The 20630-nt window shown below is 35.9% G+C and carries 14 protein-coding genes and 2 tRNA genes; 12 read left to right on the forward strand and 4 right to left on the reverse strand.

Features of this window, described 5'->3' with window-relative positions:
- Positions 1-96: 96 nt before the first annotated feature.
- Both hflX and hfq read right to left on the reverse strand, forming a co-directional pair.
- Positions 97-1434: a GTPase HflX gene (hflX, locus tag ACFIL7_RS08745; protein WP_375642969.1), complete on the reverse strand. Its 1338-nt coding sequence runs from the start codon at positions 1432-1434 to the stop codon at positions 97-99.
- A 53-nt stretch (positions 1435-1487) separates the two neighbouring features.
- Positions 1488-1727 carry an RNA chaperone Hfq gene (gene hfq / locus ACFIL7_RS08750; RefSeq protein ID WP_005773461.1) on the reverse strand — a complete coding sequence of 80 codons (240 nt, stop codon included), beginning with the start codon at positions 1725-1727 and terminating at the stop codon, positions 1488-1490.
- A gap of 652 nt (positions 1728-2379) precedes the next feature.
- Here hfq and ACFIL7_RS08755 point away from each other — a divergent pair.
- From ACFIL7_RS08755 to mazG, 8 genes are all read left to right on the forward strand, one after another.
- Positions 2380-6939: a hypothetical protein gene (locus tag ACFIL7_RS08755; RefSeq protein WP_375642974.1), complete on the forward strand. Its 4560-nt coding sequence runs from the start codon at positions 2380-2382 to the stop codon at positions 6937-6939.
- Positions 6940-7940: 1001 nt separating this feature from the next.
- Positions 7941-10259: an NADP-dependent malic enzyme gene (locus ACFIL7_RS08760; RefSeq protein ID WP_375618513.1), complete on the forward strand. Its 2319-nt coding sequence runs from the start codon at positions 7941-7943 to the stop codon at positions 10257-10259.
- Positions 10260-10448: 189 nt separating this feature from the next.
- Positions 10449-10733 carry an acyl carrier protein gene (locus ACFIL7_RS08765; protein ID WP_005773457.1) on the forward strand — a complete coding sequence of 95 codons (285 nt, stop codon included), beginning with the start codon at positions 10449-10451 and terminating at the stop codon, positions 10731-10733.
- A 10-nt stretch (positions 10734-10743) separates the two neighbouring features.
- Positions 10744-11919: a beta-ketoacyl-ACP synthase gene (locus ACFIL7_RS08770; RefSeq protein ID WP_375634480.1), complete on the forward strand. Its 1176-nt coding sequence runs from the start codon at positions 10744-10746 to the stop codon at positions 11917-11919.
- A 15-nt stretch (positions 11920-11934) separates the two neighbouring features.
- Positions 11935-13209, forward strand: a complete 1275-nt coding sequence (locus tag ACFIL7_RS08775; RefSeq protein WP_375633157.1) for a beta-ketoacyl-ACP synthase — start codon at positions 11935-11937, stop codon at positions 13207-13209.
- A 57-nt stretch (positions 13210-13266) separates the two neighbouring features.
- Positions 13267-14295: a zinc-binding dehydrogenase gene (locus tag ACFIL7_RS08780; protein WP_375633158.1), complete on the forward strand. Its 1029-nt coding sequence runs from the start codon at positions 13267-13269 to the stop codon at positions 14293-14295.
- A gap of 6 nt (positions 14296-14301) precedes the next feature.
- Positions 14302-15231, forward strand: coding sequence for a lipid A biosynthesis lauroyl acyltransferase (locus tag ACFIL7_RS08785; RefSeq protein ID WP_273791402.1), 930 nt, complete (start codon positions 14302-14304; stop codon positions 15229-15231).
- A gap of 33 nt (positions 15232-15264) precedes the next feature.
- Positions 15265-16080: a nucleoside triphosphate pyrophosphohydrolase gene (gene mazG, locus ACFIL7_RS08790; RefSeq protein WP_375633159.1), complete on the forward strand. Its 816-nt coding sequence runs from the start codon at positions 15265-15267 to the stop codon at positions 16078-16080.
- Between the two features lie 70 nt (positions 16081-16150).
- Here the strand turns inward: mazG and ACFIL7_RS08795 are convergent, their stop codons facing one another.
- Positions 16151-16516: an iron-sulfur cluster assembly accessory protein gene (locus tag ACFIL7_RS08795; RefSeq protein WP_375633160.1), complete on the reverse strand. Its 366-nt coding sequence runs from the start codon at positions 16514-16516 to the stop codon at positions 16151-16153.
- A gap of 607 nt (positions 16517-17123) precedes the next feature.
- Between ACFIL7_RS08795 and ACFIL7_RS08800 the strand changes: the two genes are divergently transcribed.
- Positions 17124-17200, forward strand: a tRNA-Pro gene (locus ACFIL7_RS08800).
- A gap of 252 nt (positions 17201-17452) precedes the next feature.
- Here the strand turns inward: ACFIL7_RS08800 and ACFIL7_RS08805 are convergent.
- Positions 17453-17920 (reverse strand): Hsp20 family protein, encoded by a 468-nt coding sequence (locus ACFIL7_RS08805; RefSeq protein ID WP_375613075.1) that lies wholly within the window; start codon positions 17918-17920, stop codon positions 17453-17455.
- 260 nt (positions 17921-18180) lie between these two features.
- On the opposite strand from ACFIL7_RS08805, the gene ACFIL7_RS08810 reads away from it, so the two are divergent.
- The 3 genes from ACFIL7_RS08810 (at position 18181) to ACFIL7_RS08820 (ending at position 20475) form a co-directional block, all read left to right on the forward strand.
- Positions 18181-19098: a serine aminopeptidase domain-containing protein gene (locus ACFIL7_RS08810; protein ID WP_375683523.1), complete on the forward strand. Its 918-nt coding sequence runs from the start codon at positions 18181-18183 to the stop codon at positions 19096-19098.
- 842 nt (positions 19099-19940) lie between these two features.
- Positions 19941-20303, forward strand: a complete 363-nt coding sequence (gene cpdR, locus ACFIL7_RS08815) for a cell cycle two-component system response regulator CpdR (RefSeq protein WP_005773448.1) — start codon at positions 19941-19943, stop codon at positions 20301-20303.
- A gap of 97 nt (positions 20304-20400) precedes the next feature.
- Positions 20401-20475 (forward strand) — tRNA-Val (locus ACFIL7_RS08820).
- The last annotated feature ends 155 nt before the right edge of the window (positions 20476-20630 follow it).

Raw genomic sequence — 20630 nt, forward strand, 5'->3', positions numbered from 1 at the left:
GTAACTATCCTCTTAACTTGCTGTCATATTATTTTGAGATAATAAAAATATAAAATTTAAGCACAAATGTTCAAAAATATTTTTAAAGAACTTAATTCATATTTTTTTGAGGCTCTCTAGTTGTTTTTTTGCTTCAGAAGTAACAACCGCTCTAATGGTAATAGACCCATCATCATGCCCTTCTTGCACTATTTCCGCAGAGTTTTCATAAAACCAATCAATAAGCGACATTTCATGAGGTTGTAAAAGATATTCAATGCTTTGCACCTCTCCAAAAATTAGCTTTTCAATGGCTCTTAATAATTGATCGAGTCCATCCCCTTTAAGTGCTGATACCATGAGAGCAGGATTTAATCGCGTCTTTGCGCTTGTTTGTAAAACATTCAATGCTTGCTCATCTAACATATCAATCTTATTCCAAACTTCTATGATGTGCTCCATATCATCAATATCGATATCAAGACTTGAAAGCACTTCTAAAACATCTTGGGCATGTGCTCGATGATCAAGATCTGACATATCTCTTACATGAAGAATGAGATCCGCTTCAACCACTTCTTCAAGGGTTGCTCTAAAAGCTGCAATCAAATTCGTTGGCAAGTTAGAAATAAACCCTACAGTATCAGACAAAAGAACAGTTTTTCCATGGGGAAGAACAACTTTGCGCAAAGTCGGATCAAGCGTTGCAAATAACATATTCTTTGCTAAAACATCTGCACCGCTTAAACGGTTAAAGAGAGTTGACTTTCCTGTATTCGTATATCCTACCAGTGCCACAACAGGATAAGATGTTTTTTTCCTTTTTGCTCTATGAAGTGCACGCGTTTTAATAACCGTTTGCAATTCGCGGCGAATACGAATAATTTTTTCTTGTAAAAGACGCCTATCTGCTTCAATTTGCGTCTCACCAGGTCCACCTAGGAAGCCACGCCCCCCCCGTTGCCTTTCCAAGTGCGTCCAACTCCGCACAAGCCTCCCTTTTTGATAGGACAAACGCGCTAACTCTACTTGCAAAACTCCTTCTTTTGTTCGTGCACGGTCCCCAAAAATTTCAAGAATCAAAGCCGTTCTATCGATAACTTTGCAATTCCACAATTTTTCTAAATTACGCTGCTGTACTGGCGTTAAAAAGTGATCTACAATCGCAAGCTCAATAGAATATTCATCTATATAACAGGTTAACGCATCTACTTTACCTTTTCCAAAGAGAGTCGCAGAGCGAGGCGTTGCAATATTAATCGTTTCATAATTAACAACTTCTAACCTTATAGCACGTGCTAACCCCAATGATTCTTTAACACGAGAAGATATAGAACACTCTCTCAAAGAGCTTTCACTTCTATTTTCTTGAAAAATCGGTATCAAAACAAGTGCGCGCACCTGTCCTGTATTCTGCGAAAATACCCCTCCTAATCTCTCATTTTCATTTATCATAGCAATCTAAGTACTTTTAAATGGGATAAGAGGTCTATCTTAAAATGATATGTTTACTCAGGACTTTCACCCTCAAACATCTGTACAGGCTGTCCAGGCATAATCGTAGAAATAGCATGCTTATAAACTAATTGCGCGTGTCCATCTCGGCGCAAAAGAACACAAAAATTATCAAATGAAGTTACAATACCCGTGAGTTTAACGCCATTGACAAGAAAAATTGTAAGGGAAATTTTTTGCTTACGCACCGTATTTAAAAACACATCTTGCAGGTGTTGTGATCGCTCTGCCATTATTCTTACACCTTTATCTAGATTGCATAAAATATTCGTGCATGCATATCGACTGAAAAATATCCAATTGTCAACGTAGAAGCTTAAAAATTCAGCAACAAACAACTGAAATTAGAGAAAAAACGGCTCTTTAACACAATAATAAAGTACAACTTACGAAAAGCTATATTAAATTAAAAATTTTTCCACGTTTACTTTTTTATGAGCTTACAATTCAAAGGCATACTTTTATACATCCTAAGCTATTACAGACTATATGTGATGATGAATCTGCTTCGTTTAGAATCAATAAAAGTAAGCGGACAACAACATTTATTAACGATTATCGATATTAAAGAGAGGCATTTGCACCTTACTGTATATATAACCGCTATTAAAGTCCTTATTTCAAAGACTGCCGGCTTATAAAGCTTTCTATAAACACAAGTTGTAAACAGTATTTTTGTTTTAGTTAGATTTAAATAATAAATTGTTTTCACTATATTTTATAACATTTTTAAACAGGGTATAAGAAACCGCGTTAACTTTATCTTGATAAGTTTTTAAAATTTTTCCCTAAGCATATTCCTTTCTAAATAATTAACAGCTAGTATGTAGAAATTATGTGGAAGAGGACGTATCCCTTTTCCGGCTGTAAGAGTACGAGGCGAGTATGGCACGCAGAACAAAATTGCAAACATTTGAAGTTGAAGTTGAAGAAGCCCTCACAAAAGCTATGAACTTTGATTTCGATGACACAGGATTTGAAACAATATCATCCAATAATTCTGAAAATGTTGTTAATGTCGATGATCTGATTCAAAAAATTGCAATGGCAGAAGAAGAATTTTTTGCTGAAAACGGTACGTCAACTTTTGTTTCTAATATTCATGATGAAGCTGTTATTGATAAATCCGTTGTTGAACAGCTTTTTGCTCCAAAACCTTCACCTGATATTTCAGGTGGAACTGTTCATAATACATTATTGCCTACAAAACTTCTTCCCGCAAATGATGATATAACAACCCCTGTAAATTTTGGACCATTCAAGCAGCGTTCTTCCTCTCGAGTCTACTGGTATACAACAGCGCTTAGTGCTTTATGGGCAACGGGAGGAGCTTTTATTGCGCATAAGCTCGCACCTACCGGACTCAGCTCCTTATCCAATATCAGCACTTTTGTTACATCCCCAACAGGACTTGCTGTAGCAGCCGGAACAGCAATTCCTATCCTTATATCTTGGGGCGTTGCTCAATTAACAAAACGTTCAAACGACTTGCATAATATTGCGCTTCTTATGACCAATGCTGCACAGCGCCTTAGTGAACCACAACATCTATCTGAAAAACAAGCTATTGCTATAGGGCAAACCATTCGTGAAGAAGTAGCAGCAATGAACGAAGGTATTGAACGTACCCTCGGACGTGCTGTTGAACTTGAAGCAATCATACAAGGTGAAGTTCATAATCTAGAACAAGCCTATGCTGAAAATGAATCACGCATTCACACATTAATCAAAGAATTGAGTAATGAACGCATAGCCATTTTGAATCATGCAGATCGCGTACAATCAACAATTAAAGGAACCCAAGAACAACTGAGTGATGAATTTGGTTTGGTTACCTCTAACATTGTAACCAATGTTGAAAAGCTTGCACAAACCCTTTCTCAAACTTTACAAAAACAAGGCGAAGACCTCGTTGAAAAACTTTCCTATGCTGGTGATGGCGTAACAAATCAGCTTGTTGAAAAATTTAACAAAACAACAACACAAATTCAGCAGAAAAACACGGAATTTTTTCATGAATTAGGAAAAAACTTCGATGGCTTTGCAAAACGATTTGATCATAATGAAAAACAAATAGAAAAAACTTTTAATGAAACAGCTGAAAAAGCAGAAGTACATGTTGCTAAAATTGCAACACATATACAAGCAGTAACAGATCAAACTTTGCACGCTGTCGATGAAAAGTTTAAAGCCTTGGATAAAGCTCTTATTGATCGTAATAATCAATCTCTACAGAATTTTGATGAGAAGATCTTAAAGCTCGACGACCAAGCACATAAACTCTCTTCTAAATTTGATAACGTAACCTCGCAAGCAATTGGAGCTTTTGAACAACGTTTAGCAACGGTTGATCTTTCTCTTAAAGAACATAGTGATTCCATCATTGATTCCTTTATAGAACGCAGTCAGGCTTTAGAGGATAATGCTGAAAAACTTGGTAACTTCTTGGAAGCTCATGTCTTGAAAATAAATGAGAACCTCCAAGAAAAAACAGCAGACATTACCCATGCATTTACAAATGGACGTGAAGCTATTCTTTCTGCAATTGATAAAAGTAAAGAAAGTCTGAGAGAAGAAATTCAATATGTCGACAATGCCATTGTTGATATCATACAAGAACGTTCACAAGATTTTAAAATACAACTTTCTGATCAACGAGCTCTTATGGCAGACATGCTCGATAACGAGAAGAATAAAATTGCGGATACATTAAGAAATCAAATTGATGTTTTATCCCAAAATACTTCTCATATTGAAAAAGTTTTGGCTGACAATATTCAAGTCGTTGATAAACAAGCTGAAAATCATATTACAAACATCATTCAATGCACTGAAAAGTTACAAGATGTCATTGTACAAAGTTGTAATACAACCCAAGATGCTTTAGAAGCACAAGCGAGAAATATTGATATCCGTGCCGATGCTCTGCGCGATTCTTTAGCGATTAATAGTTTTTCTCTCAATGAAGTTCTTGCCGATCAAGCACGTACACTTGAACAACGCATGGAAACAATCCATAACCTCATTGCAAAAAGTGATATACGTGTCGATGTTGCATTGAAACAACAAATAGATTTAGTTGAGAGTGCAATTGTCGCCAATAATAAAAACATTACTGAAACGGTTCAAGATCATATCAAAAACCTTGAAAGCCATGCCGAAATTTTAAAGAATACGCTCTCTCAATCGAGTGGTGTTTTCTTTGAAACCCTTGAAACACGTATGGAATCATTCGATACAGATCTAGAAGATCGTGCACACAAAATTTTTGAACGGACAACAACGCTAGAGGAAACATTATCTGAAAAATTTAGCCAAATCTGTGAAGCCATTGATATGCAAACATCTGTTATTGAGAAACGTTCTGACACATTAAAAACGTCTCTCATGATTAATAATGAGCAAAGTCAGATAATTCAACAAGCGCTGGAAAGCAGTGTTGACAATATGCGTGTAACCTTAGAAGACTCTGTTAATACAGTGACAGATAACCTGCATAATAAGATTATAAAAGCTTCTGATATTCTTTCTTCTACGAGTGAACAAATTCTTTCATCTGTTACAAATGTTACTGCACAAGCAGAAAATATTCTCTCAGAATCAGGCAATCGCATTGTATCAAATGTCAAAAAAACTGTTTATGATACCAGTGAAAAAGTTCTGTCCGTTCTGTCTGAACAAACAGCGCATACTGTCGAAGCTTTCGCAACAGCCAGTCATAATGCACAAGCATTATTGAATGAAACTATTCACACATCAACAACAGCAATAGAACAAGTTCTTAATGAACGCTGTGATGTTCTTCATCACTCTATGCAAAATCTTAAAAATAATTTAGGATATCAACTCTCTGATGTAACGAGCCGTCTGGAAGATGCTGGAAATCAAACAACAACACAAATTTCAAAACATGTTGGAAAAATAACAGAGCTTACAAATCACTTAAATCAAGCAGCGCAAAATACGACAGAATCAATTGATTCTTTAACACAGCATATCGGTGAACAACTCTCTCTTTCCACACAAGATGCTGAACAAAGAATTTATGCACATAATGAATCTTTAGTGAATAGCTTAACCAAAGCTAACTCTGAAACACTTCAAACAATAACGATTATGAAGGAAGAGCTTGTTAATAATGTCTCATCCATCTTAACACAGTTGAATCAATCAATTTACAATTTTCAGGAAAATAGTAATGTTTTATTATCGGCTGTTCAAAATATTGATGGGCAGTTTAATGAGAGTACGAATAATTTTTTCCGCAACACGGACCAAGTAGCAGAGCGTTTGTCAGCCTCAAATCAAGCGCTCAATACTAATGTTGAAATTCTGCAAGGACTTTCAAAGAGTACCTTTGAACAAATTAATCATATAACGAGTAGTTTTGGTGAACATGCAAAGACACTTTCCCAAACTATTCATGTTCTTGAACAGTCTGAAAATTCACTTAGTGCAACACTTGAAGAAAAACATAATACGCTTTCTGTATTAAGCGATGCTCTTGTTTCAAAGTCTCATGAAATTAATCAAATGATTGGGCATTATGAAAAAATCTTCAACTTAGCACTTGAACGCTCTGATAAGAATGCGCGTAACTCCACAAATTCATTCCAACAATCACTTAATAAGCTTGTTAGTGAAGCATCAACGCGTTTTTCAGAAGCAGCAGAAGATATACGTCGCTCCGCTGATGAAGTTCGTTTAGAGCTTTCAAAGATTAATAATGATATCAATGAAAATGTAAAAAAACTTCCAGAAAAAACAAAAGAAACAACGCAAACAATTCGCACAGCTTTGAATGAACAGATTACAGCGTTACAAGATTTAGTCAGTGTTATACAAAATGATCAAAAGAGCGCACAAAAACAGCTAATATCAGCATTTCCTACATCATCAATGTTTAATCAAAAAAGTGACAGTTCCACTGAGTCTGTTAAAAAGATTGTGCCACCTAAGCCTATTTTGCAACAAGATCAAAGCAAAAAAAGACCAAATAAATGGGTATCAAATCTCTTAGAAAGAGCTTCACGTGAAGAAACATTTTATGATGCTCCCCCTAGTGATGATGTTTTAACATCAGTGCAAACAAAACCATCTCCTGCAAACTGCTCTCTTAATTCATTAGCTTCTGGTATAGTGCAAGCTATTAATCACAATGCCATTGTTGAGCTATGGGATCATTATCAACGTGGACAAAAAAACATCGTAACAGAACGCCTTTATACCTTAAATGGACAAAAAATATTTGAAATGATTAAGAAAAAATATATGAGCGATTTTGGGTTTAAACGTTCAGTGAATCAATATGTTACGGATTTCGAAAAGCTCTTACGTGATATATCGCGCAGTTCTGGCTCTTCCAACTCAGTTCGCAAGTACTTGATATCAGATACCGGAAAAGTTTATACTATGCTTGCTCATGCAAGTGGTCGAATCCAATAACAAATAAGAAAGTGGAAAAAGATATTTTTCCACTTTCTCTCTCCAGTTGTTTTAATGGCTCATCATAGAATGCTTTTTTTTCAACTGTAGCTTTGTACTTCAAAGGTTGGGATAATTGGCATGCGGTTTTCTTTGACATCCTAAGCAATAACCCTAAAGAAGCGTAATGGCTTATCAAACAACGTATCATTCTAAGAATGATAAAGCATGTCTTCTATTTCCTTATCTTTTTCTTAACTCCTTTATTTTTCATAGTTTCATAAAGGTACAAAATCGGTAATAATTATTTTTATTAATTGTGAAAAAAATTCATGCTTTTGTATTAAAATAGCTCATAGAAACACTTCTATTTATTTTTTTTAATGTTTTTTATCCACATATTACTCTCGTTGAATTATCTAAGTAAATATTTTTTATTATATTAGGTGAATTTGAGCTAAAAGAATCTTATTGTATTCAAATTTCTCATTCAACATACGAGATGATTCATTATAAATTATAAAGTTCGCATTATTAAGAGTTCAATTGAATAATAAATAAAACAACTCCCATTTTTAAAGTTCCAATTTCCTTTTAAATAGCTGCAAAAATAATTTATAAATTGCAAATTGTTATTTAAAATTTCTTCTACCTCCCTATAGAAATTTAAATAAAGAAGATGAAGTTAATAGAAAGCACTCTTCTTTTCTTTCCTTAAGTTGTAAGCATTGCAAAAAAAATAATGGCTTGGTAATGTAATTATTAGTAATATTTTATTCGTTTGTAGACTAATCAATTTTTACGGGTTTTATTAAGGAAAGAAAAAACTAATCGTGCTGCTATCAATGAAATTATTCATGCACACAAACAAAAAGAATTATCAAACTGGTTTTACGATCCAGAAGAGTTTTCTCATACTCATACATTTTGATATTCAGAGAAATGAGGATTTATTAGTGGACAAAACCTTATCGTAGATGGAACATCTCATATACACATACGCTAACTTGGATATCATAAAAATGTCTAGAGAACAAAATAGTGATTTCAGTTCACCAAAAGCTGAACTTGACAGTGCCGCACTTTTTTATCACCAACACCCAAAACCTGGAAAATTGGAAATACAAGCAACAAAACCTCTTGATAATCAACGTGATTTAGCTCTTGCTTATTCTCCAGGCGTTGCAGCACCATGTCTTGCGATTCATGAAGATCCCAATCTTGCTGCTCAATATACCTCCCGTGCTAATTTAGTCGCTGTTATATCCAATGGAACTGCTGTTCTTGGTTTAGGGAACATTGGTCCACTCGCTTCCAAGCCAGTTATGGAAGGCAAGGCCGTTTTATTTAAAAAATTTGCGAATATTGATGTTTTTGATATTGAAATTGATGCATCCGATATAGAACAAATGGTACAAACAATATCGACCTTAGAACCTACATTTGGTGGTATTAATCTTGAAGACATTAAGGCTCCTGAATGTTTTGACATCGAAGAAAAACTTCGTGCTAAAATGAAAATTCCAGTTTTTCATGATGACCAACATGGAACTGCCATTATCGTTTCTGCGGCTGTATTAAATGCCTTAAATCTTTCAGGAAAAAAAATTGAAAATGCAAAAATAGTTACCTCAGGTGCAGGTGCTGCTGCCCTCGCTTGCCTTAATCTTTTGGTTCGTCTTGGGGCAAAAGTTGAAAATATTTGGCTTAGTGACTTAGAGGGAGTTGTTTATGAAGGTCGCAAGACCCTTATGGATCGTTGGAAAATCAATTACGCACAAAAAACGGACGCACGAACTTTATCTGATATTATTGATGATGCGGATATTTTTCTAGGCCTATCTGCGGGTGGTGTTTTAAAGCCTGAATATCTTAAAAGAATGGCTCAAAATCCACTCATTTTAGCACTGGCTAATCCAGTACCAGAAATTATGCCTGAAGAAGCACGCTCTATACGACCAGATGCAATGATCTGCACAGGACGCTCTGATTATCCCAATCAAGTTAATAATGTCCTTTGTTTTCCCTATATCTTCCGTGGTGCATTAGACGTAGGTGCTAGTGCAATTAATGAAGAAATGAAAATGGCCGCTGTTCATGCGATTGCTGCCCTTGCACGTGAAGAAACTTCAGATGTTGTAGCACGTGCATACTCGAAAGAACCACCCAATTTTGGACCAGACTATCTGATCCCCTCTCCTTTTGATCCGCGTTTAATACTGCGTATTGCTCCCGCTGTTGCTAAAGCAGCAATGACAACTGGTGTCGCCATTCGTCCCATTGAAGATATGGAGGCCTACTATGATATCCTCAATCGATTTGTCTTTCTTTCTGGTTTAACAATGAAACCTGTTTTTGCTGCAGCAAAAACAGCAAAACGTAAACGCGTCATCTATGCCAATGGTGAAGATGAACGCGTCCTTCGTGCAGCACAAGTTGTCATTGAAGAACAAACAGCAACGCCCCTCCTTATCGGCCGTCCACATGTCGTAGAAGCAAGATTAAAACGCTTTGGTTTAAGAATTCGTCCTGGTATAGATTTTGAATTAACAAACCCTGAAGATGATCCACGTTTTCGTGATTATGTTAATTTATTTTTTCATTATACAGGGAGGCGTGGTGTTACGCCTGAAATGGCAAAAACAGTAGTGAGAACATCAACAACGGCTATTGCTGCCCTTGCCGTTATGCGTGAAGAAGCAGATGCAATGATTTGCGGCTTAGAAGGACGCTTTGAACGTCAACTTGAATTGATTGAACAAATTATCGGTCTTGATCCTCATGTTCACCGTTTTTCTGCTATGAGTTTGCTTATCTCTCAACAACGTACTCTTTTCCTCACAGATACTTACGTCAATGAAAATCCTTCTGCAGAAGAAATCGCTGAAATGACTGTGTTGGCAGCTCAAGAAGTTGAAGCATTTGGAATAACACCAAAAGCAGCCTTATTATCACACTCAAACTTTGGTTCTAAAAACACAGAAAGTGCGCGTAAAATGCGACGTGCAACAGAAATTCTTGCCAAATTACACCCTGATTTAGAAGCAGATGGTGAAATGCATGCTGATGCTGCCCTTTCCAAAGTTTTTCGTGATCGTGTTTTTCCTAATTCTCGTCTTAAAAGTGAAGCTAATTTGCTTGTCTTTCCAACACTTGATTCAGCCAATATCACGCTCAACACTGTTAAAAGCCTCACAAATGCACTCCATGTTGGTCCTATTCTAATCGGGGCAGCACGTCCCGCCCATATCTTAACGCCTTCAGTAACTTCCCGGGGAGTTGTTAATATAACAGCCCTTGCTGTCCTTGCTGCCAATAGAAAAAATAGTCTTGTAAAATAAATGCGCAATAAAATTTCAAAGTTTTTTAAATATTGAGATATAGTATTTCATGTACTGTAAACCTCTTTTCTCTATAGATAAAGACAGCTATATTCTGGATTAAGTCTTTTTTTTAAAGAGAAAAAAGGCTAGAAGAACAATATTAAATGTATTTTGAATTTACTAACTCTATAATAAGGAATCCGTACATTGCCTTCCACGTTTGATAAAGTTGCTGATATCATTGCAGAAATCAGTGAAATTGATCGCAATACAATTACACCTGAGAGTCATACAATTGACGATTTAGGAATCGACAGTCTTGATTTTCTTGATATTGTTTTCGCTATTGATAAAGCTTTCGGAATAAAAGTCCCTCTAGAACAATGGACACAAGAAGTCAACGAAGGTACCGTTGCAACAGAAGAATACTTTGTTCTTAAAAACCTTTGTGCAAAAATTGATGATCTCGTTGCCTTAAAACAGGCGGAGTAGTTTTTTCGCCATGCTTGATCAATCTGTATTCATTACTGGTATAGGTCTCATAAGCTCTCTGGGGGCAGGAACTGATCAACATTGGAATCTCTTAAATGATCCAATCCGTACACCAAACCTAGATTATACAACTTTTTCACCTTACACGGTTCATAAATTGCCCGAAATTGATTGGAGTTTACAAATTCCTAAAAAAAGTGATCAACGGCAAATGGGAACATGGCAGCGTCTTGGTACCTATGCGGCTGGTCTTGCTCTTGATGATGCCGGCATAAAAAATAATGAACAACTCACTTCAACAATGGATATGATCGTAGCGGCAAGTGGGGGAGAACGTGATATTACTGTTGATACACAGATTCTTTCTAAAGCGCGCGCAGTTGCCGATCATGCTTCTATGTTAAATGTTGCTCTTTCAACTGAACTTCGTCCAACATTATTTTTGGCACAACTTTCAAACCTTTTGGCAGGAAACATTTCAATTGTTCATAAAGTCACTGGATCATCTCGTACATTTATGGGAGAAGAAGGCAGTGGTCTTTCTGCACTTCAAATTGCTGTAGCTCGTATTAAATCAGGTCAAAGTACCCATGCTCTTGTAGGAAGTTCCTATAATGCACAAAGTTATGATATGTTGTTGGCGCATGAGCTTGGTGGTCTTTTAACCCATAATGGATGGAGCCCAGTGTGGGATCGTGGAATCTATCCAGGCGGCGGTGTCATAGCAGGTTCTGGTGGGATCTTCCTAGTTATTGAAAGTGGAGAACATGCCAAAAAACGCAACGCACGTGCTTATGCTGAAATTAGCCAAATTATTACAGACCAAACAGATAGAACCAAAATTCCACTTAGAGATTCAATTGCAACAATGTTAAAAACTGCGGGCGCTAAATCTGCCTTAGCCATTTCAGCAGCCTCAGGAGCTCACGAAGCAACAAAAGCAGAACAAAATGCTCTTGATAATGCTGATCTATTTTACCGTGGCATTACAACATTATTTGGTTATATGCGGGAAGCACAATTTCCTCTAGCTCTAGCTCTTGCAGCACTTTCAATTGAAAAAAAACGCGGTTTTCCAGTGTTAAGTCCTCATGAAAAACCTTTTTCTAAAGAAGTACGTGAAATATTTGTTACAACGATTGGTATAAAAAGAGCTGAAGGTATTGTGCGTCTTACTGCTGTTTGAAGGGGAATTTCTATAGTGAAATATCATGATCATTTTGGGCGTCCACTTGTAGCAATAACTGGTGCAGGCATTGTCACATCACTGGGACAAGGGAAACATGAAAATTGGCAAAAATTAACTAGCGGTGTAAGTGGTATCCACAAAATAACACGTTTTCCCGTTGAGGGATTAAATACATATATTGCTGGAACAATTGATTTTCTTAAAGAAAGTACACTTGGTGCTTCAGCTCTCTCTGAGAAGCTTGCACATCTTTCTGCTGAAGAAGCTTTAGAACAAGCTACTATTGATAAAAAAAATTTTAATGGACCACTCTTTCTAGCTGCTCCTCCTGTTGAACTTGAATGGAAAGCACGTTTTAGTCTTGATCAAGAGGAAGAATTCAATAATGAGCCTTCTTATGCACATCTTCTTAAAGTCTGTAAGGATAAACTCCATGAGACGCTTTTTGAATCCACACAATTTGGTGCAATTGCAGAAAAACTTCAAAAAACATTTGGCACAAAAGGACTTCCTGTTACACTTTCCACTGCCTGTGCATCTGGTGCAACAGCAATTCAATTAGGTGTTGAGTCTATTAGACGGAGAGAGACAAATAGAGCTCTCATAATTGCGACAGATGGATCAGTTTCAGCAGAATCTCTTATTCGTTTTTCGCTACTATCTGCTCTTTCAACTCAGAATGAGCCTCCAGAAAAAGCAGCAAAACCCTTTAGCCGTGATCGAGATGGTTTTGTTATGGCAGAAGGCTCAGGCGCTCTTGTTCTTGAATCTCTTCAAAGCGCATTAAACCGTAATGCTACAGTTTTAGGAATTTTAGCTGGCTGTGGAGAAACCGCCGATGACTTTCACCGTACACGTTCAAAACCCGATGCATCACCAGCAATTGAATCCGTTCGCAAAGCTTTAGACGATGCAAAAATAACCATCAATGAAATTGACTATATTAATGCCCACGGAACTTCAACACCTGAAAATGAGAAAATGGAATATCTTGCATTATCAACAGTATTCGGTGATCTTTTAGAGCATATTCCTGTCTCTTCTAATAAATCAATGATTGGGCATACATTAACTGCTGCTGGTGCAATAGAAGCGGTTTTTTCGCTTTTAACCATTCAATCGGGAATACTTCCACCGACAATAAATTATGATAATCCTGACCCTACTATCCCTTTAGATGTTGTTCCTCATCATAGCCGTAAGTCCTGTGTCAATGCGGTTTTGTCAAACTCATTTGGATTTGGTGGTCAAAATATGAGTCTTGTTATCACTGCATATAAAGGATAATCCTTTAATAATAAAATTTTATAACGCTAACCAATAATATATTTAAGGGGGATGATAATGCGTGCACTGAAACTCTTCGATGATCGTCGGCTTGAAATCACCAATATTTCCCCGCCATCTTCACCTAGTATAGGTGAAGTAACTGTGCGGATAAAAGCCGTTGCTCTTAATCATATTGATGTATGGGGATGGCGTGGCATGGCTTTTGCGAAAAGAAAAATGCCACTCATCATTGGTGCAGAAGCCTCTGGTGAGGTTATACAAATAGGAGATGGCGTTGAACATCTCCAACTTGGACAGATTGTCTCAATTTATGGTGCACAAACCTGCGGAGTATGCCAAGCTTGTCATGAAGGACGGGATAATCTTTGCAGTAATGTAAAGGGAGTCTATGGTTTTCACCTTGATGGATTTGCGTGTGAGCTTGTCAATTTGCCAGCACGTTTATTAGTTCCATCACCTCCCCAATGTGATGAATTGCAAGCAGCAGTTGCTCCAATTACTTTTGGTACCGTAGAACATATGCTTTTCGATAACGCAAAACTACAAGCAGGAGAAACAATCCTGGTACAGGCTGGTGGCTCAGGTATTGGTTCTGCAGCCATTCAACTTGCAAAACACATGGGCTGTACAGTTATCACAACTGTAGGTTCAGATGAAAAAATTGCAAAAGCGCACTCTCTTGGGGCAGATCATGTGATTAATTATCGTAAAGATCGTTTTGAAGGTGTAGTGCGTAAATTAACCCAAAAAAAAGGTGTTGATGTTGTTTTTGAGCATGTTGGTGTCGATACATGGAACGGTTCTCTGTTATGTATGAAAAAAGGAGCACGCTTAGTGACTTGCGGTTCTACCTCTGGTGTTTCAGCACCAATAAATCTCATGCAATTATTCCAGCAACAGCTCAAGATATTCGGTTCATTTGGCTGCCGTATGGAAAATATGAAAAATGCCATGCAAAAAATGGCACAAAAAGCCGTACACCCTGTCATTGATACAATTGTTGGGCTGGATGAAATTGATACAGCTTTAAAACGAATGGAGAGTCGTGATGTTTTTGGTAAAATTATCCTTAAAATCGATTAAATCATGATGAAGCTTTCTCTTAAAAATCTCATATATCGTATTAAAATTATAGCTAAAAAAATATCCTACTTGTTATGGGCATATCTACTCTTTGGTTCTTTATTTATTCTAAAATGTTTTCCAGCCAAAATGGGAATTTCTTTTTTTGCTTGGTTAGCAAAAAAAATTGGTCCCCTTGTACATCGTCATCAAATCACACTTGCAAACCTTAGGAGTGCATATCCAGAAAAAACAGAGCAAGAACTCCGTGCGATTGCAATAGAAATGTGGGAAAATATAGGACGTTTCCTAGCTGAATATATTTTTCTTGATAAAATTTTTGATTTTGATCCTCATGCAGACGAGCCAGGTTTCATTGAGGTTAAAGGCATTGAAATATTTGAGCGATTAAAAAATGAAAAAAAACCACATATTTTTTTCACCGCACATACTGGCAATTTTGAACTTCTGCCTATTTGTGCACAAAGTTTTGATCTTAATGTTACGGTATTATTTAGACCACCCAATAATCCCTATGTTGCCAAACGAATCCTTAAAGCACGACAAACTTCTATGGGACATCTTGTTCCCTCCAAGGCCGGTGCAGCATGGGCATTAGCAGCCAAATTAGAAGAAGGTGAAAATGTTGGTATGCTCGTTGATCAAAAATTTCGCCGCGGTATCATGGGAACATTTTTTAACAGACCTCTTAAAACAAACCCCTTAATTATAAAACTTGCTCGACAATATGACTGTGATATTTATCCAGCACGTTGTATTCGTTTGCCTAGTGGACGTCATCGTTTAGAGTTATATGAACATGTAGAACTTCCACGTGATGAAAAAAATGATATCGATATAGCTGCTTCTACGCAAAAATTAAATGATATTGTTGAATCTTGGGTCCGTGAATATCCTGGACAATGGATGTGGTTACATAGACGTTGGGACATCTAACATAAGCTCTATTGCTTACAAAGGAAGTGCAAAATGTTAGCCTCAAAAGATATCAGAGATCTCACTACAATTATCACTGCATTACGAAACTCTGATAATGGTTGTATCTGGCATAAAAAACAAACTTTTGAATCCCTCATACCCTATATGCTCGAAGAAGTTTACGAAGTCATCGATGCCATTGAACGAAAAAATCGAAAGGATCTCTGTGAAGAACTTGGGGATCTTCTTTTACAAGTTGTCTATCATGCTACCATAGCACAAGAAGAAGGCAGCTTTACTTTTGAAGATGTTGTTTATGCAATCACGGAAAAAATGATTCGACGCCATCCTCATGTTTTTGGAAATGCCGAGCAAAAAAAACGAGGATTTATAAAAGAGGAGTGGGAATATATAAAAAAAAGAGAACAGGTTGAACAAAAAAGAATGTGCGAAGAAAAAAACAACAATTCCTCCACAAGCATACTCGCAACAGTAAAACAAATCCAGCCAGCAAACCAAGAGGCACTTGCTTTACAAGAAGCAGCAGCTAAAGTAGGTTTTGATTGGCAAAAAAGTGATAAAGTTTTTGAAAAAATAGAAGAAGAACTGGAAGAGCTCAAAGAAGCCATCAAAAGTAAACAAAACTCAGAAATAGAAGCAGAGTTTGGAGATCTCTACTTTATACTTCTTAATCTCGCGCGCCACTTAGCGATTGATTCACAAAAAGCATTAAAAAAAACGAATATAAAATTTCGAAATCGTTTCGCCTATATTGAAGAAAAGCTATCCACTCAATCTAAAACACTCACTGACGCATCCTTGAATGAAATGGAAGCACTTTGGAAGCAAGCTAAAAATGAACGATAAAAAATAGTAGATTTCTTCTACCTAAAAGAACAAGCCCCTCTAAAATTACTAAATTATAATTTAGCTCAGCTCAATTTGTTTTATATTGATCCTGCGTAGCAGGACGAAGTTCCACCGATTCGCCACACCCGCATGCTGAAACTTGATTAGGATTTTTAAAGACAAAACCAGACCGCAACGTTGTCACTTCATAATCCATCTGCGTTCCTAATAAAAATAATACCGCATCATGTGCTACAAAAACACGGGCACCATTCACTTCAACAACATCCGCAGCTATCCCCTTTTCTTTGACAAGAGTAATTGTATACTCCATCCCTGCACAACCACCTTTTTTGATACCAACAAGAATACCCTGTGCATCTTTTGCATCCATAATCGCTTTAACACGATCCACTGCTGCTTGCGTCAAATTTATTACCGAAAAACGGCTCATAGTTTACTCTTTTCTTAGTTCAATAGACACTTTGAAAGTTTTTCCTCTATAATATTTTATCTGATCTTTTAGAAAAAAAACGAAACATAAATTAAAGCATTCTGACCTTGTTTATTTGGATAAAAATACATACCCGTAAAATGAGATTTGTAATTATACAATCCAGAACTTACAATTTTTTATCCACATAAAATGCAAAATACCTCATCTATAAAACTCTAAAAAAACGAAACTTTTCAAAACCATACATTCACTCCTCTTCTTTTGAAAATCCTTATCTTTTTAGAAAAGTAACGATTAGGTAAGAAAACAATATACCTTCCGCACTCATTTGCTCCAATTCATACCCCTAAAGTCACCAATCTTACCCCCCTCCTCACAATCTCAAAAGTAATTAAATGCATACATCTATTAACTATAAAGCTAAAAATTTAATGATCACAAAGAATTTTACAAATTCGTTATTTATCTTGAATTAACAACAAAATATTGATGTCCAAAATTTTTACTTTCAAAAGCTCTAAGTGCAAAAGCATTTTAGATTTTATTCTGTTTATTTTTTCTCTTGCCTTTAAAGAAACAGTCATTTAATCGTTTTACACGAACTCGGAGCGTAGCGCAGCTTGGTAGCGCACTTGACTGGGGGTCAAGGGGTCGTGGGTTCAAATCCCGCCGCTCCGACCATTTTTAAAATGCTATAAAATAAGCTTACTTAAAAAGTGAATTATTATGCATTTCAATTGCACACACATGATTTTTTTCTTCAACGTAGAATAATGTGCAATGATATTTTATCATAAATTCGAGATAAGCTGTTTTATTAAAATGCGCTTCGCTCTTAGGAAAACACATACGAAACGCGAGACCTTTTGCCTCGCGTTTTTTATTCTTCAGAAAAATTTATAATTATCCGATCTCATATTTTCTAAATTTTCTTTACACGATAACGTCGCTGTTATCATTTTTTGTAATGGATGGTGACATCTGTACGGTTATCTTTTTGGGTTTTAATTCAGCTGGCATTTCCCTTTTAAGCTGAATATGAAGAAGCCCATCTCCAAGTTCTGCCCCAATAACCTTAACATGATCAGCCAAATGAAAACGCCGTTCAAAAGCACGCGAAGCAATACCTCGATAAAGGAATTCTCGCTCTTCATCATCATTTTTAGACTTTCTGTCTCCCTTAACGATCAGCTGGTTACAATGCGTTTCAATATCAATTTCATCTTGAGAAAAACCAGCAACAGCCATAGAAATTCTATAAGAATCTTCAGTTAAACGCTCGATATTATAAGGGGGATAAGAAGAAACTTCGTCTGGTTGTGTTCTAGAATCAAACCAGTTAAAAAGATGATCAAAACCTACTGTGGAACGATAAAATGGTGAAAAATCTACTTGACGCATAATATTGCCCTCCTCTAGAGCGACTATAATTTATAATTAATTCACAAAGTTCCCACATGGCAAACTTACTTGTGAACCTGCGGCCCCATCATGGCAACCGCACTATATTATCTAGTAATCGTTTTTCTTTATTTCAACTCTTTGGGACCTAAATTGATAAAAACTATCTAAAAAGCAATATACCCCTTTTTTAATCCTCTTTCTTCATTACATAAATATCAAAGCACTAAACGGCAAATACACTGTAAAAAGGATTTCAATTGGAAACACCTCTTTATCCCATAGACTGGGGTTCCACTTCTCTTAATATCCATCATGATACTCTTAAAATAGCAATAGATCACGAAATTCGTTTTGCTATAACATATCCTGAGGTGAAAAAATCTAAGGGAACAATTGTTATTCTCAAAAGCTACGCAAATACTTTAGAAAAATATTTTTTATTAATAAATGAAATTTCTAAACGCGGTTTTCATACAGCAATATTTGACTGCTTTGATCAAAAAAAAATATCCTTCAAGATAAGAAAACAAAGACGATATCATTGTTTTGATATAAATAATGATATTAATGACTTATATAAATTTCTTAAAAATATTGTTTATCCTAATTGTCCGCCGCCTTACTCTATGCTCACCTATGGCATAGGTGGATTGATAGCACTTAGCGGATTAGATCTCATTAATCATCAGTTTAATAGATTGCTCTGTGTTTCTCCTCTTTTTGCTCCATTCGGCAATAAAACGAATAGTTTTCAACATAAATTAACACAATTTCTTTCTGATATAGGTCTTGGCTTTATATCAGTGAACGATAGGAAAAAATTAAACAAGACAAAACAAAAAAATATACAATTGGGACACATACATAAAGTGCCGCTCCCTTCCATTAAGCCCCCAACATCCCAATGGATGGCTTCAGTATTTAATGCGATTGATTCTATGAAGAGAAATGTACTTCATGGAAATTTACGAATCCCAACACTCTTTATTCTTGCCAATCAAAACAATATTGCAAACAACATTGAAGTGCGGCAATTATGCCAACACACACGTCTAACAGAAAGTATTACTATTACAGGCGCTGAACTGGATACAATTATGGTTAACGAAGATTATAAAAAACAATTTTGGGCTGCATTTGATGCCTTTATTCCCGATAATGTATCTGTAAAATAACACTAAACCTTAATTTCCGCTCCACCCCATCAAAAAAGAAAATTTCTACGAGCATTGGATCTACAAACACTTTATAAATATAATAGATTTTTCTTTCCAACCACTCATATGATTCGTTTTCTAGCCTTTACAGGCAAGCCATGACCTAAATATTCACCACGCATTCTAATAAAAAACTAATATACAAAGTATATCATTACATTAAATAATATTATTTTACATCATAAAAAATAACTTAATAAAAAAACTATTTATATAAATAAAAATAATAAATATATCTTAATATAACATGATACATATTTACAAATAAAGCATCAAAATACTATTTTTGATCTTTTATTAAGTGATAATTTAATATTATATCTAGGAAAACAATAGTTTTCATCTATTTAAGAAAAAAATTGAAATAAAGCGCATTTATAATATTTATTACAAATCTCTATAAAAACAAATAACTATAAAATTTCTATTTCTTAGGAGAACTTTTTAAAAACAATAAATTAACATAATATTCTTCTAATTTCTCGATATATGAAAACCCTACAATAACGGTTTTCATAAGTTTTTTAATGGAATTCTGATAATAATCAGTAACTTTAAAAGAAAAGATAGTAATGAATCATCTTAGTAGTTTTAGAGAACCCCTTCTTTTTTCAAAATCACATATATTTCGAATTTAACCAACTCACAACGAATATGCTGTATTTTGAATCAGAATGTAAGAATTAACCATTTTGCCATTCATTTCAATTATGAGCATTTTACCATCTTTTTTATAAATACTCTATATTGTATAATTGATGCGGCAAAACTCTGACAAATGGAGCCATTGGAATATAATCATGAAACGAATCCTGCTCGCAGAAGATGATAACGATATGCGTCGCTTTCTCGTAAAAGCCCTAGAACGTGCAGGCTACGAAGTCGCCGATTTCGATAATGGTATTAGCGCATATGAACGTTTACAAGAAGAGCCATTTTCCCTTCTCCTGACTGATATTGTGATGCCAGAGATGGACGGAATCGAACTTGCACGACGTGCGACTGAGATTGACCCCGATTTACGAGTAATGTTCATTACGGGTTTTGCAGCGGTAGCACTCAATTCAAATAGTGATGCCCCTCCTGATGCAAAGGTTCTCTCTAAGCCATTTCACTTACGTGAACTCGTCAATGAAGTTGAAAAGATCCTTATCGCTGCTTAAAAAGTATTTTTTAAAGTTATTTGCATCTGTTGAAAGAGAAAATAAAATTAGGCATTGACGTTTGGCATTCTATATGGTGTATGCAACATCAATGAATGGGCGTGTAGCTCAGCGGGAGAGCACTACGTTGACATCGTAGGGGTCACAGGTTCAATCCCTGTCACGCCCACCATTGCATTTTATATCAACAATAATTTATTGATTTTACATATGTTTTTTTAAGTGAGGGATACCTTAATAAAGTTAAGGGAATAGGATTTTCTAACATTTGTCTACAACAGTAGCATTTTCTTTTCTTTGCGCTTCGCTAATCATCTCTAATAATGT

Source organism: Bartonella sp. AP3QHHD (genome assembly GCF_042195765.1).
GTDB lineage: Bacteria > Pseudomonadota > Alphaproteobacteria > Rhizobiales > Rhizobiaceae > Bartonella.

What these genes read in the sequence shown, in the direction of transcription:
- ACFIL7_RS08780 (WP_375633158.1), top strand. Translation starts at nt 13,267, where the DNA reads ATGCGTGCACTGAAACTCTTCGATGATCGTCGGCTTGAAATCACCAAT.
- ACFIL7_RS08805 (WP_375613075.1), bottom strand. Translation starts at nt 17,920, where the DNA reads ATGCGTCAAGTAGATTTTTCACCATTTTATCGTTCCACAGTAGGTTTT.
- hflX (WP_375642969.1), bottom strand. Translation starts at nt 1,434, where the DNA reads ATGATAAATGAAAATGAGAGATTAGGAGGGGTATTTTCGCAGAATACA.
- ACFIL7_RS08755 (WP_375642974.1), top strand. Translation starts at nt 2,380, where the DNA reads ATGGCACGCAGAACAAAATTGCAAACATTTGAAGTTGAAGTTGAAGAA.
- ACFIL7_RS08785 (WP_273791402.1), top strand. Translation starts at nt 14,302, where the DNA reads ATGAAGCTTTCTCTTAAAAATCTCATATATCGTATTAAAATTATAGCT.
- ACFIL7_RS08770 (WP_375634480.1), top strand. Translation starts at nt 10,744, where the DNA reads ATGCTTGATCAATCTGTATTCATTACTGGTATAGGTCTCATAAGCTCT.
- cpdR (WP_005773448.1), top strand. Translation starts at nt 19,941, where the DNA reads ATGAAACGAATCCTGCTCGCAGAAGATGATAACGATATGCGTCGCTTT.
- hfq (WP_005773461.1), bottom strand. Translation starts at nt 1,727, where the DNA reads ATGGCAGAGCGATCACAACACCTGCAAGATGTGTTTTTAAATACGGTG.
- ACFIL7_RS08760 (WP_375618513.1), top strand. Translation starts at nt 7,941, where the DNA reads ATGTCTAGAGAACAAAATAGTGATTTCAGTTCACCAAAAGCTGAACTT.
- ACFIL7_RS08795 (WP_375633160.1), bottom strand. Translation starts at nt 16,516, where the DNA reads ATGAGCCGTTTTTCGGTAATAAATTTGACGCAAGCAGCAGTGGATCGT.
- mazG (WP_375633159.1), top strand. Translation starts at nt 15,265, where the DNA reads ATGTTAGCCTCAAAAGATATCAGAGATCTCACTACAATTATCACTGCA.